This is a genomic window from Halomonas sp. PR-M31 (assembly GCF_001039575.1).
Lineage (GTDB): Bacteria > Pseudomonadota > Gammaproteobacteria > Pseudomonadales > Halomonadaceae > Modicisalibacter.
On the sequence record NZ_JIBT01000003.1, the window covers coordinates 22,375 to 48,711 of the forward strand.

Here is a 26,337-nt window from a genome sequence, read left to right on the forward strand (position 1 = left end):
GGAAAAAGTGTGGCAATGGGGAAAAACCTTATACGTTGGTCTAGTAATTGCTGACGAGAGCCGCTGCGTCCGCTTGCTGAGTCGATCTTGCCTGGCGCAATTGATTCGGTGTCCGATCAAAGGCGCGACGAATTGCATGGGATAGAGCGCTTTGACTGGAAAAGCCGGTGCGGGCGGCCACTTCGCTCAAGGGCAAGCAGGAAAAGCTTAGTAGCTCACGAGCGGTTGCCAAGCGCTGACGCAGTACGTACTGATAGGGTGAAAGCCCTGTCTGGCGACGAAAGCAGTCGCTGAAATGTGCCTGGCTCAAGCAGGCAAGACGCGCCAGATCAGCGACGCTCAGACGTTGCGCCAAATGCGACTGGATATAGCGATCGATGACGGTCAGGTCGAGTCGCGGTGCTTTGACGTCAGCCGAAGGAGTGGCGAGACGTGCATGCAGACAGCCTAGAAAGGTAGTCGCCAACAGCTCGCTCGGGGCGTGATGGGGCTGGTTCATCTCCATCATCAAAAAGCGCAGATAGGCCTGCAATGAATCGTCCAGAGTGAAAAAACGCGGTGCGTCGAACAGATGCACCAGCGTGCGATGATCGCCGGAAAGTGCAGGGGTGTCTTCGGGAAGATCAAAAATCAGTTGGCGGTTGGGACCGACCCCGGTGTAGTAGTGAGTGTGATTGGCCGGCACGATGCAGCCGCCCAGGGGCACAATTCGTCCTTTCAGGCCTTCGATCTCGAATCTGGCATGGCCTTCGAGGCCAATCACGATCTGATGATAGCCGTGGGCGTGATGCTTGATGGCGTTATCGAGGGGTATCAGGCGGATGGCGCTGGTCATGAAGGGCCTCGTAACGTCTAATCCTGGGAATGAAATAGTGGCGGTGTGACTAAAACGATTGCTTGCCTTGCTCTTGAAGCAAGCGGGAGGCTAGTTCATCACGCAGAATGGTCAATTCCTCGCGCCCGCTACGGGACAACAGGCACCCTCCTTGAGCCGCCTGCCAGGGGCGACCATGATCGTCCATGATGTCTTGGGCGCTGCGCCGGACGGATTCCAAGGATTCGTCATGACGAATGGGATAGCCCACCAGTGCATGCCACTCGGTCTCCGATGCCTGGTGATTCAACACCCGATCAAATAGCCCGAGCAAATGCTGTGGCTCGGTGCGGTAACGTGGGGTACTCATGCCCATGAGCAGGGCCATGCTGGCGCCAATGACCAGCAGACAGACAACGAAGGCAACCAGATACACAAGCATGAGGATCAATCCAGCCGGTTCGAATCGTTCATCAGGACGGCCCTCGAGTCGGGAGCCAGGGGCGATGAAGTGCAGCATATGTGAACTTGCATTGCATTATCCTTGTCGCTATATCATTGTCGGAAACGATTCATTGTTGCCTCGCTCACAATATCCTACCGGACCAGAGTGATGCGCAATTCATTGCAACGAGGAGCACCGATGCTTAACGAAGCGATCGAAATTCGTGAATTGAAGGATTCAGATGATGATGATGCAACGGTACGCTACGAAGTATATGACAGCGATACCGGCACTTCGTTGGGCGTGTACGATAATTACGAAGATGCCCAGTACGAAGTGGAAAGCATGAAAAGTTCCAACCGCTCTGTCTGGGAAGGCGCCAAGGATGCCGATCCAGGCGCAGAATAGATGATAAATGGCGTCAGCATAAATGACCTGGAGCGGGCAAAGGGATTCGAACCCTCGACCCTCAGCTTGGGAAGCTGATGCTCTACCAACTGAGCTATACCCGCCTTGAGACGCATGATAGTGAATCTGGAAGCGTTCCTGCAAGGGACACGCAATCCATGTAATCAACATGAGTACAGGAGATTTTTATCTCCCAAGGATAATTTTTGGAATCTCATGGTCATAGGAATTAGCGCAACTGTTCCTGCAATGCTGAATATTGCGTCTTTATTTACTGTATTCGATCTTATTCCGCCGCGTCATCGACGCGGCGGTCTTTTTTGTGCGTCATGAATGACGTGTACTCGTTCAAAGGCTACCGCGCATCGAGGCAATGGCATTCAGGATATCTCGGCGTGTGACGATCCCCAGCAAACGATGCTCATCCACCACTGGATAGATCTTGGGCTTGTTGCCGAGCATTTCCTGAGCCAAATCGACAATGCTTTTGTCCGGCGTAACCGTGAGTACTTCCTCGCGCATCAACTCCCTGACAAGGGCGGGCTGACCGCCGTGATAGGCGCTGTCCAGCAGCTTGCCCAAAATATCCTGTCCGGAAATGAAGCCGATCAGGCGATCGTGATCGTCCACGACGGGCGCGCCGGGCAGACGATGCAGCGTAAGGCCGGTGACCAGCGTAGCCACGGAGGTCGAGCCGGATACCCGAAAGCAGTCCCGGGACATGATCTCGCCGACAGTGGTGGGGGCTTTTTTGGTCATGAAGCGTTCCTTCTGTCAGTAGTTTGCACGCCATTCGTTACAGACGAGCCCGGTTCGAGGATGCGTGTCATCGTCTGCTATGCGATCAATCCCCGGGACCATACTCCATGCAGCGCTCAACCACTGCCGGACCCAGCTGTAGACTGGCATTCAGATCCCGCAGGGCAGTACGCAAGCCCTCTTCGATGACCGGATGGTAGAAAGGCATGTCGAGCATCTGTGCCACCGTCATATGTTGCTGCAATGCCCAGGCCATCAGATGGGCAAGATGCTCGACGCTGGGTCCAAAAGCCTCTGCGCCGAGAAACAGTCCGGAACCATGTTCACCATAGACTCGCAGTAGCCCTTTGTTGACTCGCATCATGCGCGAGCGCCCCTGATCCTCGAACGAAACCTCGCCGGTTTCCCATTGCTTATCATCGTAGTGCTTCTTCAATTCAGCATAGCCCAATCCCACGATGGCGATTTGCGGATCGCAAAAGACGATGGAAAGCGGCGCTCGCCGCCGCCCATCGCGCACATCGGGAAAGCGTCCTGCGTTGTCTCCGGCAATGTGCCCCTCATCCGAAGCTTCATGCAGTACCGGCAGCTCGTTGTCGGTATCCCCGGCGATGAAGATATGGCCCTGGCTGCCGTCCGCGTTCTGACACTGCAGGCGTTGATCGTCGAACACGGGCACGCCGTGCTCGTTGAGTTTCAGGCCCGCATTCTCAAGCTTTAGCTGATTGAGGTTGGGAGCGCGACCCGTCGCGGCCAGCAGGTAGTCGAAATGCTCCGTTAGTCGTTCACCGCTGTCGCGTTCGATGAAGGTGACGGCCACGCTATCGCCATGGCGTTCGATATTCTCGGTGGTCGCCTCCGGATCGATGTAGAACTCCTGGTTGAAGGCGTCATCCGCGTAGTGGCGCACCCGGTCGTCGCTCAGCGGGCCCAGGGCGCCACCGATGCCGAATACGCGCACTCGCACCCCCAGTCGATGCAGTGCCTGAGCCAATTCCAGCCCGATGATACCCGGACCAAAGACCGCGACAGACTCGGGCAGCGTGTCCAGTTCAAAAATGTTGTCGTTGGTGATCAGACGATCGCCGGCGGCTTGAAACGAGTCCGGATAGGTCGCGCCAGAGCCGGTAGCGATCACGATGCGCTTGGCGCTAACGCGTGTATGATCATCGACGATCAGAGTATGGGGTGACTCGAAAAAGGCGTGCCCGGTCAGCTTGTTGTCCTGGTCGATGTTCTCGATCGAACGCAATACGCCGCCCACGAAGTGATCGCGTTCATGGCGTACTCGCTCAAGCACTTCACGGCCATCGATATGAAGCTTGCCTTCAGGATGGACGCCAAACGGCGCGGCGCTGCGCACAGCGTAAGCGGTATTGGCTGCGGCGATCAGAAGCTTCGAGGGCATGCAGCCGACTCGGGCGCAGGTTGTGCCATAGGGACCCTGCTCGATGAGAAGCACCGAGTCGGTGTGTTTTCTGGCGGCGCTGAAGGCCCCCATGCCCGCCGTCCCGGCACCGATGACGGCAATGTCGACGTTGCGTTCCTGCATGACTATCTCTCCCTTCTATTTTCCGTTCCAGGGGCGAATCATCTTCCTTGAAGGACCTACTAGCAAAGCACCCAGGGCTGTACTCTTTAAGACAAGCCAGTTCATATCGAATCATGTCAAGCCACTGAGTGTCGTCTCTCATGACATTGCAGGCTTTCATGACCATACGCTGAACCTTCCTGCGGCAAGCTTATCCAAACGCTAATGGTTAAAGGTGAATCTTGCCAGTCGCGATGGCGTTTCAAACATCTGATGACTCACAGATTCCCTTGCCAAGCCTCAGTGCTTGGCAGTTTTTATCTTAGGAGGCCAGTGATGAATGCACGAGATTACATGGCAAAAAAAGGGATCGACCTGGATAAGGAAGATGCCAAGCCTCAAACCCTCGAGGAGCTTGCCTGGGCGCGGGCACGAGAGGCGGGCAGCCATCCCCCTCGCAGTGGAACGCCTTTCGATTGGGAGGATTGGGAGCGCCATCATGATCGATTGGCAAAGGACTCCGGACGTCTTACACAAAAAATCCATTCCCGCAAGCCTTCGCAGGAGAATGACGGCTAGAGATCGCTCACGTATGATGGGCATGTTCAGTCGCCAATGTCTTTGGCACACAATCGACAACAAGGAGGTTTTATATGGATATCGTTCGTATCATTCTCGCCATTCTGCTGCCCCCGGTAGGCGTATTTCTACAGGTTGGCCTGGGTCTGCAGTTTTGGATCAATATCGTGCTGACGATCCTCGGTTACATTCCCGGGATCATTCACGCGATCTGGATCATCGCTCGGCGCTGATTGCGGGTATCGTCCATTGGCACGATTCCAATGGACCGCGTGAAACAAGAATGACAACGGAAGACCTTTTGAAGGTCTTCCGTTTTTCGTTCCACGTATTTTCAAGGCTCAAGAACAAACGATAAAAAGCGCTGATTCAGCTACTGATCGCCTGAATGCCTGCCTTGACCACCTGGGCGTCCTGATCGGGTTTGACCCCGGAAACACCCGCGGCGCCCGCAACCTGGCCATCCACCAGCACCGGCACGCCGCCGGTCAGCATGCCGTGCATTGCCGGCGCCGAGACAAACGCGGTGCGCCCATTGTTGATCATCTCCTCGATGATCTGGGTTTCTCGTCGCGACAGTGCGGCGGTACGCGCCTTTTCGCTGGCCACATAGGACGACACCGGCGGACAGCCGTCGAGACGACGCAGGCCCAGCAGATGACCGCCATCGTCTACCACGGCGACCGTGATCGCCCAGCCGTTGGTCTCGGCTTCTTGCTGGGCCGCATCGAGAATGGCGTTGGCATCGTCTAAGGTCAGTACGGATTTTTGTTGCATGTTGTCACTCCTTCTTATTGAAATCTTGTGATTGGATTCACATTGACACCAGCGCCTCGTCGACAAGCTCTATCCAGTGCCGAACTCGGGTTCGGCCGGCGCCATCCAGATGGGTCTGACAGCCGATGTTGGCAGTCACGATCGTGTCAGGATTGCCGGCTTCCAGTGCGTCGAGCTTGTTGTCCCGCAGCTGTTTCGCCAGTTCCGGCTGGGTAACTGAATAGGTGCCCGCAGAGCCACAGCACAGATGAGCATCGCGTACCGGGGTCAGGCTGAAACCGAGCCGGGTCAGTACGTTTTCCGCCACACCTCCCAGGCGTTGCGCATGCTGCAGGGTGCAAGGGCAGTGAAATGCCAGCTTGGGTGACTCCTCGATCTGAAGCCCCTCGAGATCCTCGTCACGCAGAATCTCGACCAGATCCCTGGCCAGGGCGCTGATGCGCTTGGCTTTCTCTGCGTAATTCGGGTCGTCCTCGAACACCTCGCCGTACTCCTTGACGAAGGCGCCGCAGCCGCTGGCGGTCTGTACGATAGCCTCACAGCCGGCTTCCACATGGGGCCACCAGGCATCGATGTTGTGGCGCATGCGCTGTCGCCCGGCCTGCTGGGCGTTCAGGTGATAGTCGATGGCCCCACAGCAGCCGACCGCCGGTGCCGGGGTCAGGCCGATTCCCAGTTTGTCCAGCACCCGGGCCGTTGCGGCATTGGTATTGGGAGAGAGCCCCGGCTGCACACAGCCTTCGAGGATCAACATCTGCCGAGCATGTTGCTTGCCATCCGGGCGTGTTCCGGGAGCGACCGGCTTTGCAGGTATCTTGTCCTTGAAAACACCGGGTACCAAGGGACGAAAGACCTGCCCCAACTTGAGCAATGCTTGAAAGCGCCCCGGTTCGACCAGTGCCTGACGCAAACCGTAGCGCAGGGCGCGCTCCTTGGGCGTACGACCCACGCGGCGATCGACTTCTGCGTGGCCGATGTCGAACAGCTTGTGATACTCGACCCCGGAGGGGCAGGTGGTTTCGCAGTTGCGACAAAGCAGGCAGCGATCCAGGTGAAGCTGGGTTTCCTTGGTTATCCGTTCGTCGTCCTCGGGGCTCTCCAGCAGTTCTTTCATCAGATAGATGCGCCCGCGAGGCCCATCCCGCTCGTCCCCCAATAGCTGGTAGGTAGGGCAGGTGGCATTGCAAAAGCCGCAGTGCACGCAGGTGCGCAGCACGCGATCCGCCTCGCGAATGTGCGGTTTTTGCAGGTCTGCTTCAGTGAAGTTGGTCTGCATGCTTAAAACTCCGGATAAAGCCGGCCAGGATTGAAGATGCCGTTGGGATCGAGCTGGGTCTTGAGCCGTCGGTGATAGCTGGCAACGACCTTCGAAAGCGGTGTAAACGGCTCGGTATGACCGAAAGTGAAACAGGTGGCATGACCGCCGACTTGAGCGACGGTCTCACGCAGCGCGTTTGGTTCATCGTCACTGCGCAGCCAGCGCTGGGCGCCGGCCCAGTCATAGAGTACGTCGCCTTCTAGCGTCAGCGGTGGGATGTTGTTGGGCAGCGATAGACGCCACAGTGGACGAGGATTGCTCTTGTCAAAGAAAGCCAGGCGCTGCTCGCGCAGGTCTTGCCAGAAGCCGTCGTCGAGATCGTCGCCGCCCAGTCGCTCCCGGGTCGCGGCCACGGAGCTCCTGCCGCCTGCCAAGCGTATATGCAGGGCATCCTCATGATAGGCGGCAGCGGTAATCGGCAGCGGTTGACGACCCCACTGGGCAAGTCGTTTCAAGGCGTCGTCCAGAGGCAATCCGAGGCGCAGGCTTCGGGTCGCGCTGGGCTTGGGCAGCACCTTGAGGGAAACTTCGGTGATGACGCCAAGGGTGCCTTGAGCGCCCACCATCAGACGCGATAGATCGTAGCCGGCGACGTTCTTCATCACCTCGCCACCGAAACGCAGATGCTTGCCTTCATGAGTGATGAGCCGGGTTCCCAGTACGAAATCACGTACGGCTCCAGCCCAGGGGCGGCCAGGGCCGGACAAGCCGCTGGCGATCATGCCCCCGACGGTGGCAGCAGGGCCAAAGTGGGGCGGTTCACACCTGAGCTGCTGATGCTCTGCGTCCAGGGCTGCCTCGAGTTCCGCAAGGGGCGTGCCGGCACGCACCGAGATCACCAGTTCCACTGGATCGTAATGGGTAATGCCGCGATGCTCGGTAAGGGACAGGGCGTCACCCTCGACCGGACGACCATAAAATGCCTTGGTGCCACCGCCCTCGATCCTCAGCGATGTCTTATTCGTATTGGCCTGACGTACACGCTCGCAGAGTGCTTGTGAATCGTCCTGGTCGGAAGCCTGCTGACGCTCCGCATGCACGGGATGCTGGTCTTGTTCGTACTGTTGCATCGTTTTGATCCTTGAGGGTTGCCATGAAAGAGCAGCGGGCGCAGCGGTTTTTCACCTAGAAGCGGGGCAGCTCGGGATGCGGCAACTCCCCATTGTGTACATGCATGGCACCGAATTCGGCGCAGCGATGCAGCGTCGGTATGTTCTTGCCCGGATTGAGCAGCCCCGCGCTGTCGAAGGCCGCCTTCACCGCATGAAAGGTGGTGATCTCATCCGGCTGGAACTGGGTGCACATCTGATTGATCTTTTCACGCCCCACGCCATGTTCGCCGGTGATGCTGCCGCCCACCTCGACGCATAGCTCGAGAATCTTGCCGCCGATGGTCTCGGCCCGTTCAAGCTCGCCAGGCTTGTTGGCATCGAACAGGATCAGGGGATGGGTGTTGCCGTCGCCGGCATGAAAGACGTTAGCGACCCGCAGGCCGTACTTTTCCGATAAATCGGCGATGCCCTTGAGTACCTTGGGCAGTTCCCGGCGAGGAATGGTACCGTCCATGCAGTAGTAATCCGGTGACATGCGGCCTACCGCCGGGAAAGCGCTCTTGCGACCGGCCCAGAACAGGGCGCGTTCCGCTTCGTCCCGGGCCTGCTGGATATCACCGGCCCCCGCGTCTTCAAGAACCTTGCGCACCGTGGCGCAGTCGTCGTCGACATCCGCTTCCACTCCATCAAGCTCGCACAGCAGTATTGCCTCGGCTTCCACCGGATAGCCTGCCTTGACGAAATCCTCTGCCGCCTGAATCGCTAGCTTGTCCATCATCTCGAGTCCGCCGGGGATGATGCCGGCAGCGATGATGTCACCCACGGCCTTGCCGGCTTTTTCGACATCGTCGAAGCTGGCCATCAGTACCTTGGCACTCTCGGGTTTGGGCAGCAGCTTCACGGTTATCTCCGTGATCACGCCGAGCATGCCTTCAGAGCCGTTGAACAGGGCGAGCAGATCGAAGCCCGGGGCGTCGAAGGCCTCGGAGCCCAGGATCATGCGCTCGCCTTCGATGGTGACGACCTCGACCCTGAGCACGTTATGCACCGTGAGACCGTACTTCAGGCAGTGCACGCCGCCGGCGTTCTCGGCAACGTTGCCGCCGATCGAACAGGCGATTTGAGACGAGGGGTCCGGCGCATAATAGAGGCCATAGGGGGCTGCCGCTTCGGAAATGGCCAGATTGCGAACCCCAGGCTGCACTCGAGCGATGCGGGCGTCTGGATCGACGTCGAGGATGCGTGAAAACCGCGACATGACCAGTAGCACCCCTTTCTCCAGAGGCAGGGCGCCCCCAGAAAGACCGGTACCGGCTCCCCGGGTGACCACCGGCACCCCTAGCTCAAAACAGGTGCGCATCAGCGTTTCGATCTGTTCGAGGGTATGGGGCATGGCCACCAGCATCGGCAGCACCCGATAGGCAGAAAGACCATCGCATTCGAAGGGGCGTAGATCCTCTTCCCGATGCAACAACGTCATGTCGGGTAGAGCCTGTTGCAAGCGCTGAAGTGTGTTTGCCTTGTCCGAAGCAGGCAGCACACCATCTATTCGTTCGTCGTAGAGAATGTTCATGATCGCCTCGGTTTCTTGTCCTGGGGGGCTTGGCTCGGTTTTTATTTCGATATGCTCTTCAATCTGAGCGTTACTGAAGGCACTGTCCAGTCCCCAAGACATTGGCCTGACCAGTAATTGGTCTAATTTATGGAAATATTTTCCAGAAAAAGATCGACGCTAATATTCGATGCATTGATTCTTCGTTGTGAAGAAGCCTTCGGAGGGTGAATGAGCGGACGAAAGTAAGCGCTGATGTTGCGCGCCTAGTATGATATTTGCCGCTTCCTTGATCTCGACGCGAAGGTTTCTTGTGACGTTACTCAAACGATTAAATATTGATAACTACGTATTGATGCTGCTTGGCACGGTGCTCCTCGCTTCGCTGCTGCCGGTGCGTGGCGAGGCCGCCGAGGCGTTCTCCCTGGCGACCAAGCTGGCCATCGCGCTGTTGTTTTTCCTGCACGGCGCCAAGCTGTCGCCGCGCACGGTGCTAAAGGGCATGATCCACTGGCGCCTGCATCTGGTGGTGTTTGCCAGCACCTTTGTGCTGTTTCCGATACTGGGTCTGATCCTTGGCCTGCTGGCGCCCACTTTGCTACCACCGGCGCTTGCCATGGGGATTTTGTTCCTGTGCGTGCTGCCTTCGACGATCCAGTCCTCCATCGCTTTTACCTCCATTGCCGGGGGCAACGTGCCTGCGGCGATCTGCTCTGCATCTGCTTCGAACATTCTCGGCATGTTCATCACGCCGTTGCTGGTAGGGGTCTTGATGAGCACTCAAGGCGGAGGTGTATCCCTGGACGCCTTGAGCGCCATTTTGCTGCAGCTGTTGGCGCCATTTCTGCTCGGTCAGCTGTTGCAGCGCTGGCTGGGTACCTGGATGGCGAGGCACAAACGCCTGGTCGGCCTGGTGGATCGCGGGGCAATCCTCATGGTGGTGTACATGGCATTCAGTGAGGCGATAGTCGCGGGACTCTGGGAGCAGCTGTCGTTCCAGGCGCTTGCCGTCATGGTGATCGTCGACTGCGTGCTGCTGGCGGCGGTGTTGATCATCACGACCCAGGCGAGTCGCTGGCTGGGGTTTTCGCAAGAAGACGAAATCACCATCGTCTTCTGTGGCTCCAAGAAAAGCCTGAGCAGCGGGATACCCATAGCCCATGTGCTGTTCTCTGCCCAGCAGGTGGGCAGCGTCATCCTGCCACTGATGCTGTTCCATCAGATACAGCTGTTCGTATGTGCCATATTGGCGCGCCGCTATGCCAAGGCGCGACACGACTAGGCCGAGATGATTTCTTCCTGAATAAAAAAGCCACGCTGGCGAATTACCAGCGTGGCTTTTGGTTACGAGACCGAGGTTCAGCCGCTCAACAAGCTATCGGCAACTCCAATGCCGTAGAAGGCGATCAGGCCAATGATGCCGGCGTAAAGCGCGTAGTAGATGGTGGGCAGAATGGTCATGCGCAACGTCGTGCCCTCGCGACCAAGCAGGCCCACCGTGGCCGAGGCGGCTACCACGTTGTGGATGGCGATCATGTTGCCGGCGGCGGCACCGACGGCCTGCAGTGCGACCATCATCGCAGTGGAGAGCCCGAGCTGTTCGGCGACGTTGAACTGAAAGTCCGACAGCATCAGATTGGACACGGTGTTGGAGCCGGCGATGAAGGCGCCAAGCGCCCCCACGGTAGGAGCAAAAAGCGGATAGATACCGCCGACGCCGTCCGCAACAGCCTGAGCCATGGCCACGGGCATGGAAACCAGATCCGCCTGATTGATCCCGGAGTTGATCAGGATGCGTACCATCGGGATGGTGAAGATCAGTACGAAACCGGCGCCCAGGATGGTCTTGGTGGACTCACCCAAGGCTGCACTGAGCTGATTACCGCGCATGCGGTGCAGCAGGGCGGTGATCAGCACCACGATCACCAGGATGCCACCAGGCAGGTAAAGCGGTTCGATGCTACCCGAGATGCCCGCTTCGCCCAGGATATTGTTCCAGCTCAGGGCCAGGGATTTCAGTGCATTCGTGATCGGCTCGACGGTACGAGAAATCACCAGCAGTATCGCCAGCAGCACATAGGGCACCCAGCCCATGAAGGTAGAGATTGGCGTGCTTCCCGCAATCTGATCGACCTTGATCTCAAGATTGCCGATCCATTCGTCCGGCCAGGAGTTGGATTCCGGAAAATCCCAGGTCGTCTTGGGTAGCAGGAATCCTTTGCGCGCCGCCGGCACGACAATGGCCAGGCCCACCATGGCGCCGATCATGGACGGGAACTCTGGCCCCAGCAGCACGCCTGCCAGCGCGTAGGGCACCACGAAGCAAACCCCGGTGAAAAGCGCGAAGGGCGCGATATCGAGCCCTTCTTTCCAGGAACGATTGGCGCCGAAGAAGCGCACCATGATGATCACCATGATCAAGGGCATGAACACACCGACGATGGCGTGGGTGATCGCCACCTCGGAAGTGATCAAGCGGAAATAGCTTTCCCAGCTGTCGCCATTGGCGACGAGCTGCTCGGTGATGCCGGCCTTGTCGATCCCGCCGGTAACCCCGACCACGATGGGCGTGCCTACCGCGCCGAAGGAGACCGGCGTGGACTGGATCATCATGCCCACCACCACGGCGGCAAGAGCCGGGAAGCCAAGGGCCACCATCAACGGAGCGGCGACCGCCGCAGGCGTACCAAACCCCGAGGCGCCCTCGATGAAACAACCGAACAGCCAGGCGACGATGAGCGCCTGTACCCGGCGATCCGGACTGATACCGGAAAAGCCATTGCGGATGGCGGCGATACCGCCGGAATGCTTGAGCGTATTGAGTAGCAGAATGGCACCGAAGATGATCCACAGGATCGCCACGGTCAGCATCAGCCCTTGAAAGGTCGAGGCCAGTACCCGGGTAAAGGTCATGTCCCAGGCCAGTAGCGCAATCAGGGCCGTGACCAGAAAGACGATGGGCATGGCGATTTTTGCTGCCATACGAAACCCGATCAGCAAGATGCCGGCTAACAGCAGGGGAGTGAAGGCGAGCAGGGCAAGCAGCGTTTGATTCATGGGGATAGCCTCGCTTGTTGTTGTTCGTGCGCCATGTTGGGCAGCGACGCTACCCACTGTCGCATTGGAAGGCGCATGGCTGAACAATAATCGGCGGCTTTGGTTTTTACCATCCTGTGGAAACTGATAAGCGCGCTATATATCAGCCTTTTCATTTATTCCATCTGCTTGACCCGTAAAGCATAAGTTCTTTTATTGCCATTGACGTTTTGAGAATGGCAAGCGTGTTCTGAGTGATCCATTAGACCAATAGATAAGCTATAAAGCGGTCGGGATGAGGGATTGGCACCCTTGGCAGGAGAGTGTTAGCGTCGAGCAGTTAGTCACCTTCGAGGACCTTGTATGTCGCGCCTACTTTACGATCTGTGCGGTATCGATGATGCATTACGCTTCTCACCTTATTGCTGGCGAGTGAAGTACGCGCTGGCTCACAAGGGATTGACCTATGAGACACGGCCTTGGCATTTCACGGAGAAAGAAACGCTTGAATTCTCCGGGCAGGGGAAGGTGCCGGTACTCATCGACGGGGATGCGACGGTTGTCGATAGCTACGATATCTTTCGCTATCTCGATCGCCGCTATCCGGACAAGCCGCTACTGGGAAGTGGAGAGGCAGAAGCCCGGGCTAGGTTCTTCAAGTTCTACAGTGAGCGGGCCTTGGCGCCAGGCATCCTGCGTACCGTCGTGATGGATCTGTTCAACGCGGTGCACCCGAAAGATCGGGACTACTTTCGTCAAAGCCGAGAGAAGGCGTTGGGTTGTACGCTGGAACAAATGCATGATCCCAGTACAGGATTGAACATGCTGGATCAGGCGTTTGGGCCGCTACGTGGCCGCCTGGAAGAAGCCGATTTCCTCGATGGAGATACTCTGGCCGGAGCTGACTATCTGGTCTTTGGTCATCTCATGTGGGCACGCAATGTCTCGAATGTCGAGCTTGTCTCCAGCAACGATCCGGTGCATGGCTGGATCGAAAGAATGCTGGATCTGCACGGCGGGTTGGGACGCAAGGCCTTGCGCAGCGTCGATATTCAGGAAGCCTGAGCCAAAGCCTTGGCCATTTGACCTGCCTGGCGTTCGAAGGAAAGCGCCATGCGCTCGACCAGGCCTTCCACCAGCAAACGGCGTTTGGGGGACAAGTCTTCGCAGTCCGTCACGCACTCACGCAGCCTATGCGCGGCCTTTATGAAGTCGTGAGGCACCCGACCGTTCGAGCTCTCCACGAAGCTTTTGGCGAAGAGCTCGAGCAAGCGACGATAGGCCGCTTGCACCTCGACATCATCGACGTCGTCCAGGCGCCGACGCAAGCGTAGACAGGCACGGCCCATGTCGAGTCCGGAAAGGCCCAAGGCAAGCAGGTGACGCTGATCTTCCGGCAACATTTCGTCATGGCGTGCCAGCTTCAATAAACGATCCGCCATGCGATCGCTGAACCAGATATCCGTTTGTTGCGGTGGCCGTCGCGCCACCCGGTCCAGATCTCGAGTCGTGGCGGCGGTCAAACGCCGTCGAATGAGCTTTTCGCTAAAGGCAGGAATGAGACGAAAACCCATGACCATGGCACAGACGCCGATCACCACTGCGAGCCCCCGATTGAGAAAGTAGTCAATGGCGAAGTTCATGTCGTTGCCGGGCATGGTCAGCAGAATGTTGGCCACGGTGAAGGGCAGGCTGTAGCCGATGGTGACAGGGTGCCCCGCGCCGAGCAGGCCAACGAACAAGGGAACCCCCATCAGCATGGCCAGCATGGGAAAACCATTGGCCTGGGATAGCAGCACGTGGCCGAACAAAAAAGCGCTGGGTATCGCTACCAGCATCCCCTTGAGCAGCACCGTGCCTACCTTGGCAGGGTTGGGGTAGCTTGCAAAGATGCCGGAAAAAAGCGTTGCCAGAAGTAGCGCAGTGGTGCCACTGGTCCAGGAGGTCATGAGCCAGAACACGGCCACGAAGCTGAACACGACCCCGGCACGCAGGCCGTTGAGGCCGGCTACCAGATGGTCCCGATGCCAGGAAAGAGAAGGGCTGCGCAGGCGATGGGCTTCGGGATGATCGATGGTGGCCCGGGCCTCGAGCATGATGGAGGCATGTCCCAGTATCTCCCTGAGCCCGAGCAGTACCCGAAGCGATAGCGTCGAGAGCGCCTCGGTTTCGAACGCGTAGGTAATATGGCGCTGCTGCTGCAGGCGTTCTCGCGCATCGGTCGGGTTGGCTATGCTCAGAGCCTCCAGAAAGCACGCCGACGTCTCCTGGGCCAGACGCCGAACGTTATCATCCAGCCGAGAGTGCGGATCCCGCAATAGTTGATCGATGGCTTCCGTGGTAGCCAGCAGGCGCATGGTGCGCCGGGTCAGCAGATGAGCACCGCGCACCCGTCCCGGCCCGGAAGGATCTTCATAGCGCGCGGCCTGGCTATCCGTCTCCAGCACCATCAAGGGCTCGAGGCTTGCGGTCAACGTCTGCAACATTTCCTGGCTGCTATACCCTTCGAGGCGTCTCGCGGCGTAGGTAAAGGCCTGCTTCAAGGTCTCGTCTGCCTGGGTGGCCAGATGGTGGCGTACGTGGGTGGGCCACAGCAGGGCGCTGATGATCGTTGCGCACAGCGCCCCCAGCCCTATTTCCGAAATACGCGCGACTGCGACATCGAACACGCTTGACGTACCGCTATGGGAAATGACCACCACCAGCATCGCTGTCACAGCACCCATGACGAAGCCGTAGGCAAAGTTATTACGCGTCAGCGAGGCGCTGTAGATGCACAGCATGATCCAACAGGTCAGCATCATTAGTGCCGGTACCCGGGCCTGGGCGAACAAGGACATGATGAGAATGCCGACCAGGGCGCCGATGATCGTGCCTCCCAGCTGACATAGACCCTTTTCGATCACCATGCCGCTCATGGGACGTATCTGCAGGAAGGCAGCGGATATCATCGCCCAGTAAGGGCGCTCCAGATCCATCCACAGCGCGATATAAAGCGCCACGAACATGGCGATCACGCCCTTGAGCGCAAATTTGACCGCCGTGGAGGAGGGCGTCAGAAAGGCTTGCAGAAAGGGGGACATGAATGACGCTCTATTTCTGCATGGGGTCGACGTCGTCGACGATACGCACCGAGGCACTCATGCCGGCACTCAGCAGCACGTCCTTGGGTACGTCATCGAGGGTAATACGAACAGGAATGCGCTGAGCCAGGCGTACCCAGTTGAAGGTGGGTTTGACCTGAGGCAACAGTTGCGCATCGAGTCGCTGATTGTCATCCGCGATACCCCGAGCAATGCCGGAAACATGGCCCGACAGCCGAGTATCGCCGTTCATTAATAGAACCTGCGCGGTATCGCCCAGATGAATGCGTGCCATCTTGGTCTCTTCGAAATAACCGATGACATAAAACGAACCGGTCTTGACCAGCGCCATGACCGGTTCGCTGCGAGAGACATAATTGCCCTGAGTGAGCTGCAGGTTGAGGATATGCCCCTCTGCCGGCGCTTCGGCAGTGGTTCGTTCCAGATCCAGACGTGCATCCTGTAGCTGTGCCTCGGCTTTCGCCAGCTCTGCTGCCGCCAGACGCGTATTGATGCGCGACACTTCCCGGTCTTCCTTGCTGATCGCCTGGTTGCTCAATCGGTTACGACGATTCTCCTCGTGGCGCTTGAGCTCGAGCTGGGCTTTGCGATTGGCAACCTCGGCTTCGGCCTTGTTCACCGCTGCCTCGTAGCGCGCCGTGTTCAGCTTGAACAGCGTTTCGCCTTTTTCGACCTGTTGCGCATCCTCGACGGAGAGGGTTTCGATCCAGCCACTGACATCCGGTGAAATGGTGACGATGTCCGCGGCTACGCGCCCATCCCGAGTCCAGGGGGTATATAGGTAGTAATGCCATAGCCAAGCGCCTGCAGCGAGAGCGAGCAAGACTACCACCAGGGTAATCAAAAGGCGTAGTGAGGTGCGCATTGAGTAAGGTTACCAGGTAGAAGAAAACAAGAAGGCGACACAGGCTGTGGCAATCACGAACAGGGCTAGATCGAACCAGGCTTCGAACCAGAGAACCCGGGGGCCAAGCCAACGATGCAAGAAAGTACGCAACACTCCTGCCAGCAAGAGACCCAGCAGGGCATAGAGCAGTAGCGGGCTGAAATATATTCCTCCTAGCGCTATTTCTCTTAGTCCCATGATGTATCTCTAGATCGATGGTGCGGCATTGGTGTTTGACAGCGGTGTTCTTCGAATTGGATTGAGACCGCCACAGCAGAATTGGCCATTCTACGTCATTCCGGTCGATAGCGAGAGAATGATAATCATAGAGAAGGGTGGGTCTGGGAAAAAGTCAAAATTCATTGTTGCACTGCAACAATGTCTTTGCTATTGTGCACAGCAACAAAGGGCAAGGCCCTTACCTAAGTCACTCAATGGAGGTGCTACATGGCCAACACAACTACTGATCGCATGAATAAGCAAGCTAACCAAATGAACCAGCAGTTTCAATCTCTGTTCTTTGGGCCAATGCGTTCCTATGCAACATTGACCGTAGAATATGCCGAGCGTGTTCTCAACACTCAGTATGAGTTCGCAAAAGCCTATTCCAACGCCAGCTTCAGCCAGGCGCGTTCAATGCTCAACATCAAGAATTCTGATGATCTGCGCTCTTTCGTCGAAAGCCAGCAGCAGGTCGCCCAAAAAATGGGTGAGCGTCTAAAGGACGATACCAAGAAGGTTGTCGCGATGAACCAGGAATTCGCTGAGAAGAGCCAGCAACTGGTCGAAGAAAACGTGAAGTCTGCCAACCAGACTGCACAGCAGAACGTTCAGAAAGCAGCCAAGTAAGATGTCGTGATTCCGTGATCGATACGGAACACCAGCGGGCCGCCCGGTTATGAACCGGCGGCCCGTTTTCGTTGTCTACAGACACCTTGCCAAATCAGGGCAAGATGGCTAGCGTTGAACCGATATTTCAAGTGGTAATACAGAATAGATATCTTAGAACAGGGAGTTATCGTATGTCTGAGTCCAATGGAATTGATACGGGGTCGTTGCCCAACGACAAGAAAGAAAGAGAGGAAGAAGCGAAGGAAGCGCGCCAGATAGCAAACAAGGATAAAGCGGCAAGAGACGACGAATCAGACAAAGCCGATCCTGCTTCTCATGGATCCGGGCTACCGCCGATGTCCGATGGAAGCGCCGGTGGTGCAAGCAACGGCCCTGCGACTCCGGATCACAATGCCGATGTGGCCAAGGACGCCCCCACTGCCCCCAATGTCACGAAGAAGGATTCTCAAAAAGAGAATATCGACAAGAAATCCGATGACGAGGATTCATCGCGACGCCAAGGCTAGACGCAAGCCGAATGCCGGCCGCAAACCATGTGATGGTGGGTTTGTCGCCGGCGCTATGTCCGTTACCCCCATCTTGATCATATCGTATTGAGCTCTCAGATGATGACGATCAGCAGAGCGAGAAGAAAATCGCGGTGCGAGCATTCTTGATCGAGGAGCAAGGCGGGCGCCGTATAGAGACGCGGAGAAGAGTTTTCGAATGAACATCGCTTGGTGAAACTGCATGGACAAGACAAGCAAACGATCGAGTGTTTTTATCTGCGTGCTGATACTGCTTTTTGCGACTTGCCTTGTGAGTTCAGCCGGGGCGTTGGAACGAGATAACGTTGTCATCGAAGGCAAGGAAGAAACACATCGTCTCGTCGTTGAAATCGCTCGCACTGCTCAGGAGCGCTCCTTTGGCCTAATGGAGCGGGATCATCTGGCTGAAGAGGCCGGTATGCTGTTCATCTACGAAGAAGAGCAATCACCCAGCAGCGGATTCTGGATGTACCGCACCCGCATTCCGCTGGACATCGCCTTTCTCGACAAGAACGGTGAGATTCGCGCCATTCATTCCATGCCATCTTGTAAAAGCGAGCAGGCTGCAAGATGCCCTTCCTATCCTGCCCAAGTGCCTTTTCAGGCGGCCCTGGAAGTCAACGCGGGGTATTTCGATGCGCGAGGCATCAAGGTCGGTGATCGTTTGACGCTTCCTTGAGAATGCGCTTTCCCTTACCGTCGGGCTTTTTCTACAATGCGTGTTCAGCAAACAGCAACGACAGACCGCTCGCTCGCCCTAAGGACATTGCCCATGCTGCGTCATCGAATGATTTCTCTTTCCGCCACCGTTCTGGGTGCCGGACTTCTGTGCATTTCTCTGAGCGCTCAAGCGCGAGAATATTCCGTTTCCACCGTGCTCTCCGCAGACTTCCCTTGGGGGCAGGCCGCAGAGAAATGGGCGGAACTGGTCGAGGAGCGTTCCGAGGGCGAGATCACCCTGCGCGTGTATCCCAATTCTCAGCTGGTCAACGGCGATCAGACCCGGGAATTCTCGGCAATGCGCCAGGGGCTGATCGACATGGCCGTGGGCTCGACCATCAACTGGTCGCCCCAGGTACCGGAGCTCAATCTGTTCTCGCTGCCATTTCTGATGCCGGATACCGGCGCGGTGGATGCCATTACCGGGGGCGAAGCAGGGCAAATGGTGTTCGAGGCCATTGAATCCCGCGGCGTGATGCCTTTGGCCTGGGGCGAGAATGGCTTTCGCGAGATTTCCAATTCAAAACAGCCGATAAGCGCGCCAGAAGATCTTGAGGGTCTGAAGATTCGTGTGGTGGGTTCGCCCTTGTTCCAGGATACTTTCACCGCCCTGGGCGCCAACCCGACCCAGATGAGCTGGGCGGATGCCAAGCCGGCCCTGACCACCGGCGCGTGGACGGTCAGGAAAACCCGCTGTCAGTGTTCGATGTGGCGCGTATCGATCAGGTGGGGCAAAAGTATCTGACCCTATGGCACTACATGAATGACCCCCTGATCTTTGCCGTCAATCAACGCATCTGGCAGCAGCTACCCGAGGAAGATCAGCAGCTTCTGCGTCAGGCGGCCGTGGATGCCGGGCAATGGGAGATCGAGATGTCCCGGGAGCAGAAGAGTGAGCGTTTAGCGGCCATCAAGGAGCGTGGCGTCGAGGTCAGCCAACTCACCGAAGACCAGCGTCAAGCCTTCGTCGACATCACCCAGAGCGTCTATGAAAAGTGGACGCCGCAGATCGGTGACGAGCTGGTAAAAACTGCCCGTAAGGCCGTCGACAACCGCTAAGCCTTCGATGATGCAAGCCTGCGAAAATAGTTGCCGACTCGATGTCAGGGTCGGCAATTTCTTGAGAGAGATAGGATGAAAACCCCACCGGACGCTCGACTCGAGCGCATTCTGGCGACATTGGCGCTGGTCATTATCGCCGTGATCAGTCTGAGCAACGTGCTAGTGCGCTATGTGACCAACGCTTCTTTTGCCTTCACCGAGGAAATCTCGGTATTTCTGCTGGTGGTGCTGACCTTCGCGGGTGCGGCGGTGGCCCTGCGGCGCAATCGTCATGTGCGCATCAGCCTGCTGGAGCGTGCGCTGCCGGAGGGGCCGCGTCGGGCGTGATTCTTTTTCAGGGGCTGGCCGGTGCCATGGTGCTGGGTCTGATTCTATGGTTCGGTGCTAAATTGACTCTGGAAGAGTACCAATGGCAGACCCAGTCTCCGGGGCTTGGGGTGCCCCAATGGTGGTATCTGGTCTGGCTGCCGATACTTGCGACCTTGCTGCTGTGGCGCCAGGTACAGCAGACTCTGGATCGCCTGCGCGGAACGCTCAACGATGAGTCCTGATCTATGGATGATCCTGAGCTTTCTGGCGCTGCTGATCGTCGGCGTGCCGGTGGCGCTGTCTTTAGGGTTAGCGGGAGCGATAGGCATCGTCACCGGCTTGTCCCCCATGATGCTGGCGACCCTGGGCACCAACACCTATAACAGCATCGCCAAGTATCCGCTGATCGCGATTCCACTGTTCATTCTGACTGGCCTGATCTTTGAGCGGGCCGGGGTGGCAGCGCGGCTGGTGCGCTTCGCTCAGGCCCTTATTGGCCCGCGTCATGGGGGCTTGGCCCTGGTGGCAGTGCTGGTGTGCATGATCATGGGCGGCATGAGCGGTTCCGGGCCGGCGGATGCTGCCGCCGTTGCCATGGTGATGTTGCCCAGCATGACTCGCGCCGGTTATCCCAAGCCGTTTTCCGCCACGCTGATTGCGGCGTCTGCCTCCACGGCGATTCTCATTCCGCCTTCTGTGGCACTCATCTTGTATTCCATCGTGGTTCCGGGCGTCGATCTGCGTGCTCTGTTCGCCGCGGGTCTGTTTCCGGGCATTCTTGCTGGGCTTTCGCTGCTGGTACCGGCCTTCTGGTTATCGCGCCGCCATGGTTGGGAAGCGCCGGCAGAGGTCGAGCGAGCGCCGCTAGGGGAAAGTTTTCGCCAGGCACTGCCGGCTCTATTCGCGCCGGTGATCATTCTGGGCGGACTGCGTAGCGGTCTATTCACGCCGACAGAAGCGGCGGTGGTGGCGGTGGCCTACGGGGTGCTGGTGGGCTTGTTCATTACCCGGGAGCTCGACTGGCGTCATCTTTGGCAGCTGTTCGGTGAAGCGGCAACGATCTCCGGCGTAGTGATGCTGATCATTGCCTTGGCAGGTATTTTCGCCTGGGCAGGCACCATGCTGGGCACTTTCCGGCACATGGCACATTGGCTGATTGCGCTGTCCGATAACGGCGCGGTACTGCTGCTGTTGATCATGCTGGCGGTGCTATTGGCGGGCATGCTGCTGGATGCCATTTCCATCTATCTGATCCTGATGCCGATTCTGGTGCCGGTGATGCAGCATTTTGAGTGGAATCCAGTATGGTTCGGCATTCTGCTGGCTATGAACATTGCCATCGGGCAGTTCACGCCGCCGGTGGCAGTCAATCTGATGGTGACTACCGAAGTAGCGAAGATTCGTCTCGAGCAGACCCTGGGCTGGGCGCTGATTTTCGTCGTCGCCATGGGCGGGGCGCTGCTGCTAGTCGCACTGTTTCCCGAGATCGCCCTGTGGCTGCCGCGAGTGCTGGGCTATTCCGTTTAACCGGCGGCGTTCGTTAGCGCTGTTCAAGCCAGTATCGATAGGCGGCGCGATGCAGCTGTGCATGGCGATTTGCCAGGGCGACAAGATCCCGATCGTAGCCGCCGCCAATCACGGCGGCAATCGGAGTGTCCGCCTCACGACAAAGACGAATGACATAGGCGTCCCGGCGCATCAAGCCTTCGTCGCTGAGGGCGAGATGACCGAGCCGGTCGTCGGCATGTACGTCCACCCCGGCGTCGTAAATCACAAGATCCGGTGCGATCTGATCGAGCAATTTAGATAAGTGAGCATCGAGAATGGCTAAATAATCCTCATCTTTTGTACCTCGGGGTAACGGCACGTCGAGATCGCTTTGCTGTTTGCGTGCCGGGAAGTTCTCGGCCCCATGCATTGAGAAGGTAAAGACCCGATCATCGTCACGAAAGATCAGTGCGGTGCCATCGCCTTGATGAACGTCCAAATCGACGATGAGTATGCGTTTCACCCAACGTCTGGCCAGGGCGTGAGCCGCTGCCACGGCAAGATCGTTGAGCAGGCAGTAGCCGCTGGCGGCATCCGCATGAGCGTGATGCGTGCCGCCGGCGGTATTGCAGGCAAGCCCATTTTCAAGTGCCGCTTCGACGGTAAGCAATGTTCCGCCAACTTCTAGCCGGGTGCGCTCCACCAGCTCCTCCGACCAGCGAAAGCCGCTGCGTCGCTGGGCGGCATCATCAAGCTTGCCGGTCAAAAATCTCTGCAGGTAATCGTGGGTATGCACGCGGCGTAGATCGCTTTCTGCGACGGGGGCAGGGATCAGCCAATGCGACGCTTGTCCGGCACTCTCTTTTCTCAACTGCTCTTTTAACACACGAAATTTGGCCATGGGAAAGGGGTGATTGGTTGGTAGATCGATGGTATAGCCGGGATGATGGATCAAGGGGAATGGCATGGGATTTAACCAATCAGCTTTCTTGAAAGTACTAACTTGAAAGTGCTAGTACGGAACGAAACAAGAGGTCAGGGCAAGTTTAACGTACCGTAAACGCTAACCCTGAACTAACCTTTTGAAAGATTGCACTCATGGGAGGGTTGACGTATATAACGCAAGTTTAGCAATGTCTTTTGCACCACGCCGGTAGAATCGGTATGTTTACAAAGCGATACTCGATGCCGGATGAATGATCGACTCGCACGGGAATCAGGGTACGCAAGGTCGATAACAGTCAACGTCGATAGCGAAAAAGGATCGCCATGCAGGCTTCTCAGCGCAGGCTTTCAAGGCGACGGGGTATAGCAAGATCGACGAAGACGAACAGGTGTCGGCGATTGCGAACAACGCATCAAACAGTGCTTTACAATAATGTAAATTCATGAGGTATCTTGCATGAAACGTCATTTCTTCTCTGCAGCATTAGCTTCCGGTGCTCTACTCAGCGCAGCGGTGTTCTCTGCGCCAGCCATGGCTCAGGAGCAGAAGTTCATTACCATCGGCACCGGCGGACAAACTGGCGTCTACTACGTGGTAGGGCAGTCCGTTTGCCGCATGGTCAATCGTGTCAAGGATGCCAACATCAAATGTAATGCGCCTTCTACCGGGGGGTCGGTTGCTAACGTCAACGGCCTGAAGTCCGGTGAACTGGACATGGGCGTCGTACAGTCGGATGTGGCTTATCGCGCCTTCAACGGTGAAGACAACTTCGATCAGGCGTTCGAAGAGTTACGGTCGGTTTTCGCCATGCACGGTGAGCCGCTGACGATTTTGGCCCGTGCCGATGCCGGTATCGAGTCGTTTGACGATCTCAAGGGCAAGCGCGTCAACGTCGGCAACCCGGGTTCCGGACAGCGTGCCACCATGGAAGTGCTGATGGATGCCAAAGGTTGGTCCATGGACGATTACTCGCTGGCATCGGAGCTGACCGCGGCTGAAATGGCGTCTGCTCTGGCGGATAACAACATTGACGCCATGGCCTATGTGGTAGGTCACCCCAATGGTTCGATTCAGGAAGCCACCACCACGGTTGATTCCAATCTTGTCCCTATCAGCGGAAGCGAAGTCGACGAGCTGGTCGAGAAGTATCCGTACTATACCAAGTCGACCATTCCCGGCGGCTTGTACAAGGGTAACGATGAGGATACCGAAACCTTCGGTGTGGCCGCGACACTCCTCACGGACGCCAACACGGATGCGGACGTGGTCTATACCACCGTTAAGGCCGTCTTCGACAATTTCGATCGCTTCAAGCGTCTGCACCCCGCTTTCTCTACCCTCGAGCCGGAGCAGATGGTCAGCGAAGGGTTGACGGCGCCGCTACATGAAGGCGCTGAGCGTTACTATAAGGAGCGCGGCTGGATCGAGTGATCGGGGTTGTGGCATCCATCATCTTGATTAGTCGTTGATACACAAGGGATGCGCGGGCGCCAATCGGCCTCGCGCATCTTTTGGTCTGGGTTCGCTCCAGGAATGCCCTCGAAATGTTCTCGTGCTGCCATCGACAAGTAGGGAAGCAATATGGCCGAAGATAAACAGCAAACATCTTCATCGTCGAAGGACTTGGATGAACTGCTCTCAAGCGATACGGGAGCCCGCACGCTCAGTGGTATGCCCAACAAGCTGTTTCTGGGTCTTGCGACTGCCTGGTCACTATTTCAGCTATGGATAGCGTCACCAATCCCTTACATGGTGGGCTTTGGTGTCTTCAGCGCAACCGAAACGCGTTCTATCCATTTGACCTTTGCACTATTTCTGGCCTACATGGCCTATCCCGCGCTCAAACGCTCGCCTCGGGACCGAGTGCCTCTTCTGGACTGGATATTAGGCGCCGCCGCGGCGTTTGCTGCAGCCTATATCTATATTTTCTATGATCAGCTATCCCAGCGCCCTGGAGCGCCAATCCTGCAGGATGTCATCGTGGGGGTGATGGGGCTGATACTGCTGCTCGAGGGTACCCGGCGTGCGCTTGGCCCGCCCTTGATGATCGTGGCCCTGGTGTTTCTGGTCTATTCCCTTGCCGGCCCTTACATGCCTGCCATGCTGGCCCACCAAGGGGTGAGTCTGTATGGCCTGGTCAATCATCAGTGGCTGACGACCCAAGGGGTCTTCGGTATCGCCCTGGGGGTATCGACCAGCTTCGTCTTTCTGTTCGTGCTGTTTGGCGCCTTGCTGGAAAAGGCTGGCGCAGGTAATTACTTCATCAAGGTGGCATTTTCTCTGCTGGGTCACTATCGCGGCGGACCAGCCAAGGCAGCGGTAGTGGCTTCGGGCATGACCGGGTTGATCTCGGGTTCCTCCATTGCCAATACGGTGACCACCGGCACCTTCACCATTCCCATGATGAAGCGCGTGGGGTTTTCCGCCGAGAAGGCCGGCGCGGTTGAGGTGGCCTCTTCCGTCAACGGCCAGATCATGCCGCCGGTCATGGGGGCTGCCGCTTTTTTGATGGTGGAATATGTCGGGATTTCCTACGTTGAAGTCATCAAGCATGCTTTTTTGCCGGCGCTGATCTCCTATATCGCCCTGGTTTATATCGTCCATCTCGAAGCGCTCAAGGCAGGGATGAAGGGGCTTGAAAGCAGTAACCCACCCAAGCCCTTGTTGCGTAAGGCGATCGGCTTTTTGACCGGTCTGCTGCTGCTAATGGCCTTGTCCTTTGCCGTCTATTACGGCCTGGGCTGGCTAAAACCTATTCTGGGGGATTCAACGCCTTGGGTAGTGTCCGTGGTTCTGACTATCGTCTATGTACTGCTGCTGAAACTGGGAGCGCAGTATCCTGAGCTTCAGGTAGACAACCCCAACGATGACATTACCGAGTTACCCCAGACCAAGCCCACGGTCATGGTCGGGTTGCACTACATCCTGCCTGTCATCGTGCTGGTGTGGTGTCTGATGGTGGAGCGGCTATCCCCAGGGCTTTCTGCCTTCTGGGCCACCATGTTGATGATTTTCATCATGATCACCCAGCGCCCCATCACTGCGCTTTTTCGCGGTCAAAGCGACATGGCGTCAGATATCAAGCGTGGCTTTATCGAACTGTGGGATGGATTGATTGCCGGCGCGCGCAACATGATCGGCATCGGGATTGCCACTGCGGCGGCGGGTATCATCGTCGGGGCAGTCTCTCAAACGGGTGTGGGTCTGGTATTGGCGGATCTAGTCGAAACCCTGTCCATGGGCAATCTGCTGTTGATCCTGTTGCTCACCGCCGTGCTCAGCTTGATTCTCGGCATGGGATTGCCGACTACCGCCAATTACATCGTGGTGTCGGCGCTGCTTGCGCCAGTCGTGGTCTCCCTCGGTCAGCAGAACGGCCTGATCGTGCCGCTGATCGCCGTGCATCTGTTCGTGTTCTATTTCGGCATCATGGCGGATGTCACGCCGCCAGTAGGGCTTGCATCCTTTGCGGCCGCGGCGATCTCGGGAGGGGATCCGATTCGAACCGGCTTCCAGGCGTTTTACTATAGCCTGCGCACCGCGGCACTCCCGTTCCTGTTCATCTTCAACACCGAGCTGCTGCTGATCGACGTGAGCCCTTTACAGGGCGTGGTGATATTCATTGTTGCGACTTTTGCGATGCTGGTCTTCGCTGCAGCGACCCAGGGCTACATGCTGACGCGCAATCGCTGGTATGAAAGCCTGTTGTTGTTGCTGGTGGCCTTCACGCTGTTCCGGCCCGGTTTCTGGATGGACATGATTCATGATCCTTACCGCGACATACCGCCGAGCCAGTTCGAGCAGGCCCTGGGCGATGTGGACAAGAACAGCAACCTGCGCGTGCGTATCGATGGTCTCGATGCCTATGGCAATCCCACCAGCTTCGTGGTGCTGGTACCGGTACCCGACGGTGATACAGGGGCCAAACGTATGGAAAACCTCGGACTTGAGCTGATGCAGGAGGACGATCGTACGCTGGTGGACATGACCACGTTCGGCAGTCAAGCCGAGGAGCTGGGCTTTGAATTCGATCAGGAGATCGTATCGGTCAGAGCGCCGGTGGAGCGCTGGGACAAGGAGTGGATGTGGATTCCGGGACTTGCGGTATTTGCTCTAGTCGTACTGCTGCAGCGACGTCGTCGTCGTACACAGAAGGCAACCGCCTGATAGGA

General features: G+C 57.3%; 24 protein-coding genes, 1 tRNA gene and 2 pseudogenes. 13 read left to right on the forward strand and 14 right to left on the reverse strand.

Annotated features, from left to right (window positions below; translation table 11 throughout):
* Positions 1–40 precede the first annotated feature (40 nt).
* Both CH74_RS01470 and CH74_RS01475 read right to left on the reverse strand, forming a co-directional pair.
* Positions 41–835 carry an AraC family transcriptional regulator gene (locus CH74_RS01470; protein WP_048305719.1) on the reverse strand — a complete coding sequence of 265 codons (795 nt, stop codon included), beginning with the start codon at positions 833–835 and terminating at the stop codon, positions 41–43.
* Between the two features lie 49 nt (positions 836–884).
* A complete protein-coding gene (locus CH74_RS01475; RefSeq protein WP_048305755.1) occupies positions 885–1,256 on the reverse strand; it encodes a hypothetical protein in 372 nt (123 codons plus the stop codon).
* Positions 1,257–1,457: 201 nt separating this feature from the next.
* On the opposite strand from CH74_RS01475, the gene CH74_RS01480 reads away from it, so the two are divergent.
* Positions 1,458–1,667 carry a hypothetical protein gene (locus CH74_RS01480; protein WP_048305720.1) on the forward strand — a complete coding sequence of 70 codons (210 nt, stop codon included), beginning with the start codon at positions 1,458–1,460 and terminating at the stop codon, positions 1,665–1,667.
* 28 nt (positions 1,668–1,695) lie between these two features.
* Here CH74_RS01480 and CH74_RS01485 read toward each other — a convergent pair.
* The 3 genes from CH74_RS01485 to CH74_RS01495 all read right to left on the reverse strand — a co-directional run bounded on the left by CH74_RS01485 (position 1,696) and on the right by CH74_RS01495 (position 3,978).
* A tRNA-Gly gene (locus CH74_RS01485) sits at positions 1,696–1,771 on the reverse strand.
* Positions 1,772–2,015: 244 nt separating this feature from the next.
* Complete coding sequence (locus tag CH74_RS01490; protein WP_048305721.1) at positions 2,016–2,426, reverse strand: CBS domain-containing protein; 411 nt, start codon at positions 2,424–2,426, stop codon at positions 2,016–2,018.
* 85 nt (positions 2,427–2,511) lie between these two features.
* Complete coding sequence (locus CH74_RS01495; protein ID WP_048305722.1) at positions 2,512–3,978, reverse strand: dihydrolipoyl dehydrogenase; 1,467 nt, start codon at positions 3,976–3,978, stop codon at positions 2,512–2,514.
* 315 nt (positions 3,979–4,293) lie between these two features.
* Here CH74_RS01495 and CH74_RS01500 point away from each other — a divergent pair, with 315 nt between their 5' ends.
* Together CH74_RS01500 and CH74_RS18040 are read left to right on the forward strand one after the other, a co-directional pair.
* Positions 4,294–4,536 carry a hypothetical protein gene (locus CH74_RS01500; RefSeq protein ID WP_048305723.1) on the forward strand — a complete coding sequence of 81 codons (243 nt, stop codon included), beginning with the start codon at positions 4,294–4,296 and terminating at the stop codon, positions 4,534–4,536.
* Between the two features lie 74 nt (positions 4,537–4,610).
* Entirely contained in the window at positions 4,611–4,769 is a 159-nt protein-coding gene (locus tag CH74_RS18040; protein ID WP_048305724.1) for a YqaE/Pmp3 family membrane protein, read from the forward strand.
* A gap of 136 nt (positions 4,770–4,905) precedes the next feature.
* Here the strand turns inward: CH74_RS18040 and CH74_RS01510 are convergent, their stop codons facing one another.
* The 4 genes from CH74_RS01510 to glcD are packed head-to-tail and all read right to left on the reverse strand — an operon-like array spanning position 4,906 to position 9,256.
* Positions 4,906–5,313: a heme-binding protein gene (locus CH74_RS01510; protein ID WP_048305725.1), complete on the reverse strand. Its 408-nt coding sequence runs from the start codon at positions 5,311–5,313 to the stop codon at positions 4,906–4,908.
* Between the two features lie 37 nt (positions 5,314–5,350).
* Positions 5,351–6,589, reverse strand: coding sequence for a glycolate oxidase subunit GlcF (gene glcF / locus CH74_RS01515; protein ID WP_048305726.1), 1,239 nt, complete (start codon positions 6,587–6,589; stop codon positions 5,351–5,353).
* Positions 6,590–6,591: 2 nt separating this feature from the next.
* On the reverse strand, positions 6,592–7,701 hold the full coding sequence (gene glcE / locus CH74_RS01520; RefSeq protein ID WP_082140244.1) for a glycolate oxidase subunit GlcE: 1,110 nt from the start codon (positions 7,699–7,701) through the stop codon (positions 6,592–6,594).
* A 55-nt stretch (positions 7,702–7,756) separates the two neighbouring features.
* Entirely contained in the window at positions 7,757–9,256 is a 1,500-nt protein-coding gene (gene glcD, locus CH74_RS01525) for a glycolate oxidase subunit GlcD (protein ID WP_048305757.1), read from the reverse strand.
* Between the two features lie 292 nt (positions 9,257–9,548).
* Here glcD and CH74_RS01530 point away from each other — a divergent pair, with 292 nt between their 5' ends.
* Positions 9,549–10,517 carry a bile acid:sodium symporter family protein gene (locus CH74_RS01530; RefSeq protein ID WP_253272884.1) on the forward strand — a complete coding sequence of 323 codons (969 nt, stop codon included), beginning with the start codon at positions 9,549–9,551 and terminating at the stop codon, positions 10,515–10,517.
* 77 nt (positions 10,518–10,594) lie between these two features.
* Here the strand turns inward: CH74_RS01530 and CH74_RS01535 are convergent, their stop codons facing one another.
* On the reverse strand, positions 10,595–12,292 hold the full coding sequence (locus CH74_RS01535; protein WP_048305728.1) for an L-lactate permease: 1,698 nt from the start codon (positions 12,290–12,292) through the stop codon (positions 10,595–10,597).
* 342 nt (positions 12,293–12,634) lie between these two features.
* Here CH74_RS01535 and CH74_RS01540 point away from each other — a divergent pair, with 342 nt between their 5' ends.
* Positions 12,635–13,336, forward strand: a complete 702-nt coding sequence (locus CH74_RS01540) for a glutathione S-transferase N-terminal domain-containing protein (protein ID WP_048305729.1) — start codon at positions 12,635–12,637, stop codon at positions 13,334–13,336.
* Here the strand turns inward: CH74_RS01540 and CH74_RS01545 are convergent.
* The 3 genes from CH74_RS01545 to CH74_RS01555 are packed head-to-tail and all read right to left on the reverse strand — an operon-like array spanning position 13,324 to position 16,459.
* A complete protein-coding gene (locus tag CH74_RS01545; RefSeq protein ID WP_048305730.1) occupies positions 13,324–15,354 on the reverse strand; it encodes an FUSC family protein in 2,031 nt (676 codons plus the stop codon). The genes CH74_RS01540 and CH74_RS01545 overlap by 13 nt on opposite strands.
* A 10-nt stretch (positions 15,355–15,364) precedes the next feature.
* Positions 15,365–16,240 (reverse strand): efflux RND transporter periplasmic adaptor subunit, encoded by an 876-nt coding sequence (locus CH74_RS01550; RefSeq protein ID WP_048305731.1) that lies wholly within the window; start codon positions 16,238–16,240, stop codon positions 15,365–15,367.
* 9 nt (positions 16,241–16,249) lie between these two features.
* Complete coding sequence (locus tag CH74_RS01555; RefSeq protein WP_048305732.1) at positions 16,250–16,459, reverse strand: DUF1656 domain-containing protein; 210 nt, start codon at positions 16,457–16,459, stop codon at positions 16,250–16,252.
* Between the two features lie 249 nt (positions 16,460–16,708).
* Between CH74_RS01555 and CH74_RS01560 the strand changes: the two genes are divergently transcribed.
* The 6 genes and pseudogenes from CH74_RS01560 to CH74_RS01585 all read left to right on the forward strand — a co-directional run bounded on the left by CH74_RS01560 (position 16,709) and on the right by CH74_RS01585 (position 21,258).
* Complete coding sequence (locus CH74_RS01560; protein ID WP_253272885.1) at positions 16,709–17,110, forward strand: phasin family protein; 402 nt, start codon at positions 16,709–16,711, stop codon at positions 17,108–17,110.
* 173 nt (positions 17,111–17,283) lie between these two features.
* Entirely contained in the window at positions 17,284–17,619 is a 336-nt protein-coding gene (locus tag CH74_RS01565) for a hypothetical protein (protein ID WP_048305733.1), read from the forward strand.
* A gap of 292 nt (positions 17,620–17,911) precedes the next feature.
* On the forward strand, positions 17,912–18,319 hold the full coding sequence (locus tag CH74_RS01570; protein WP_253272886.1) for a DUF192 domain-containing protein: 408 nt from the start codon (positions 17,912–17,914) through the stop codon (positions 18,317–18,319).
* 93 nt (positions 18,320–18,412) lie between these two features.
* Positions 18,413–19,419 (forward strand): annotated as a pseudogene (locus CH74_RS01575) (DctP family TRAP transporter solute-binding subunit).
* A gap of 75 nt (positions 19,420–19,494) precedes the next feature.
* Positions 19,495–19,973, forward strand: a pseudogene (locus CH74_RS01580) (TRAP transporter small permease).
* Positions 19,963–21,258, forward strand: a complete 1,296-nt coding sequence (locus CH74_RS01585) for a TRAP transporter large permease (protein ID WP_048305735.1) — start codon at positions 19,963–19,965, stop codon at positions 21,256–21,258. Before CH74_RS01580 ends, CH74_RS01585 begins: the two are co-directional and overlap by 11 nt.
* A 13-nt stretch (positions 21,259–21,271) precedes the next feature.
* On the opposite strand, the gene CH74_RS01590 is transcribed toward CH74_RS01585, so the two are convergent.
* Entirely contained in the window at positions 21,272–22,186 is a 915-nt protein-coding gene (locus CH74_RS01590; RefSeq protein WP_048305736.1) for a histone deacetylase, read from the reverse strand.
* 435 nt (positions 22,187–22,621) lie between these two features.
* On the opposite strand from CH74_RS01590, the gene CH74_RS01595 reads away from it, so the two are divergent.
* Entirely contained in the window at positions 22,622–23,596 is a 975-nt protein-coding gene (locus tag CH74_RS01595) for a TAXI family TRAP transporter solute-binding subunit (protein WP_048305737.1), read from the forward strand.
* A 150-nt stretch (positions 23,597–23,746) separates the two neighbouring features.
* The gene (locus CH74_RS01600; protein ID WP_048305738.1) at positions 23,747–26,332 is read left to right on the forward strand and encodes a TRAP transporter permease; all 2,586 of its coding nucleotides are present in this window, start codon (positions 23,747–23,749) and stop codon (positions 26,330–26,332) included.
* Positions 26,333–26,337 lie beyond the last annotated feature (5 nt).

Coding starts and splice junctions, on each gene's coding strand:
- glcF (WP_048305726.1), bottom strand. CDS start 6,589: ATGCAGACCAACTTCACTGAAGCAGACCTGCAAAAACCGCACATTCGC.
- glcD (WP_048305757.1), bottom strand. CDS start 9,256: ATGAACATTCTCTACGACGAACGAATAGATGGTGTGCTGCCTGCTTCG.
- CH74_RS01540 (WP_048305729.1), top strand. CDS start 12,635: ATGTCGCGCCTACTTTACGATCTGTGCGGTATCGATGATGCATTACGC.
- CH74_RS01475 (WP_048305755.1), bottom strand. CDS start 1,256: ATGCTTGTGTATCTGGTTGCCTTCGTTGTCTGTCTGCTGGTCATTGGC.
- CH74_RS18040 (WP_048305724.1), top strand. CDS start 4,611: ATGGATATCGTTCGTATCATTCTCGCCATTCTGCTGCCCCCGGTAGGC.
- CH74_RS01590 (WP_048305736.1), bottom strand. CDS start 22,186: ATGCCATTCCCCTTGATCCATCATCCCGGCTATACCATCGATCTACCA.
- CH74_RS01560 (WP_253272885.1), top strand. CDS start 16,709: ATGGCCAACACAACTACTGATCGCATGAATAAGCAAGCTAACCAAATG.
- CH74_RS01600 (WP_048305738.1), top strand. CDS start 23,747: ATGGCCGAAGATAAACAGCAAACATCTTCATCGTCGAAGGACTTGGAT.
- CH74_RS01545 (WP_048305730.1), bottom strand. CDS start 15,354: ATGTCCCCCTTTCTGCAAGCCTTTCTGACGCCCTCCTCCACGGCGGTC.
- glcE (WP_082140244.1), bottom strand. CDS start 7,701: ATGCAACAGTACGAACAAGACCAGCATCCCGTGCATGCGGAGCGTCAG.
- CH74_RS01550 (WP_048305731.1), bottom strand. CDS start 16,240: ATGCGCACCTCACTACGCCTTTTGATTACCCTGGTGGTAGTCTTGCTC.
- CH74_RS01480 (WP_048305720.1), top strand. CDS start 1,458: ATGCTTAACGAAGCGATCGAAATTCGTGAATTGAAGGATTCAGATGAT.
- CH74_RS01500 (WP_048305723.1), top strand. CDS start 4,294: ATGAATGCACGAGATTACATGGCAAAAAAAGGGATCGACCTGGATAAG.
- CH74_RS01535 (WP_048305728.1), bottom strand. CDS start 12,292: ATGAATCAAACGCTGCTTGCCCTGCTCGCCTTCACTCCCCTGCTGTTA.
- CH74_RS01595 (WP_048305737.1), top strand. CDS start 22,622: ATGAAACGTCATTTCTTCTCTGCAGCATTAGCTTCCGGTGCTCTACTC.
- CH74_RS01510 (WP_048305725.1), bottom strand. CDS start 5,313: ATGCAACAAAAATCCGTACTGACCTTAGACGATGCCAACGCCATTCTC.
- CH74_RS01585 (WP_048305735.1), top strand. CDS start 19,963: ATGAGTCCTGATCTATGGATGATCCTGAGCTTTCTGGCGCTGCTGATC.
- CH74_RS01565 (WP_048305733.1), top strand. CDS start 17,284: ATGTCTGAGTCCAATGGAATTGATACGGGGTCGTTGCCCAACGACAAG.
- CH74_RS01555 (WP_048305732.1), bottom strand. CDS start 16,459: ATGGGACTAAGAGAAATAGCGCTAGGAGGAATATATTTCAGCCCGCTA.
- CH74_RS01470 (WP_048305719.1), bottom strand. CDS start 835: ATGACCAGCGCCATCCGCCTGATACCCCTCGATAACGCCATCAAGCAT.
- CH74_RS01495 (WP_048305722.1), bottom strand. CDS start 3,978: ATGCAGGAACGCAACGTCGACATTGCCGTCATCGGTGCCGGGACGGCG.
- CH74_RS01490 (WP_048305721.1), bottom strand. CDS start 2,426: ATGACCAAAAAAGCCCCCACCACTGTCGGCGAGATCATGTCCCGGGAC.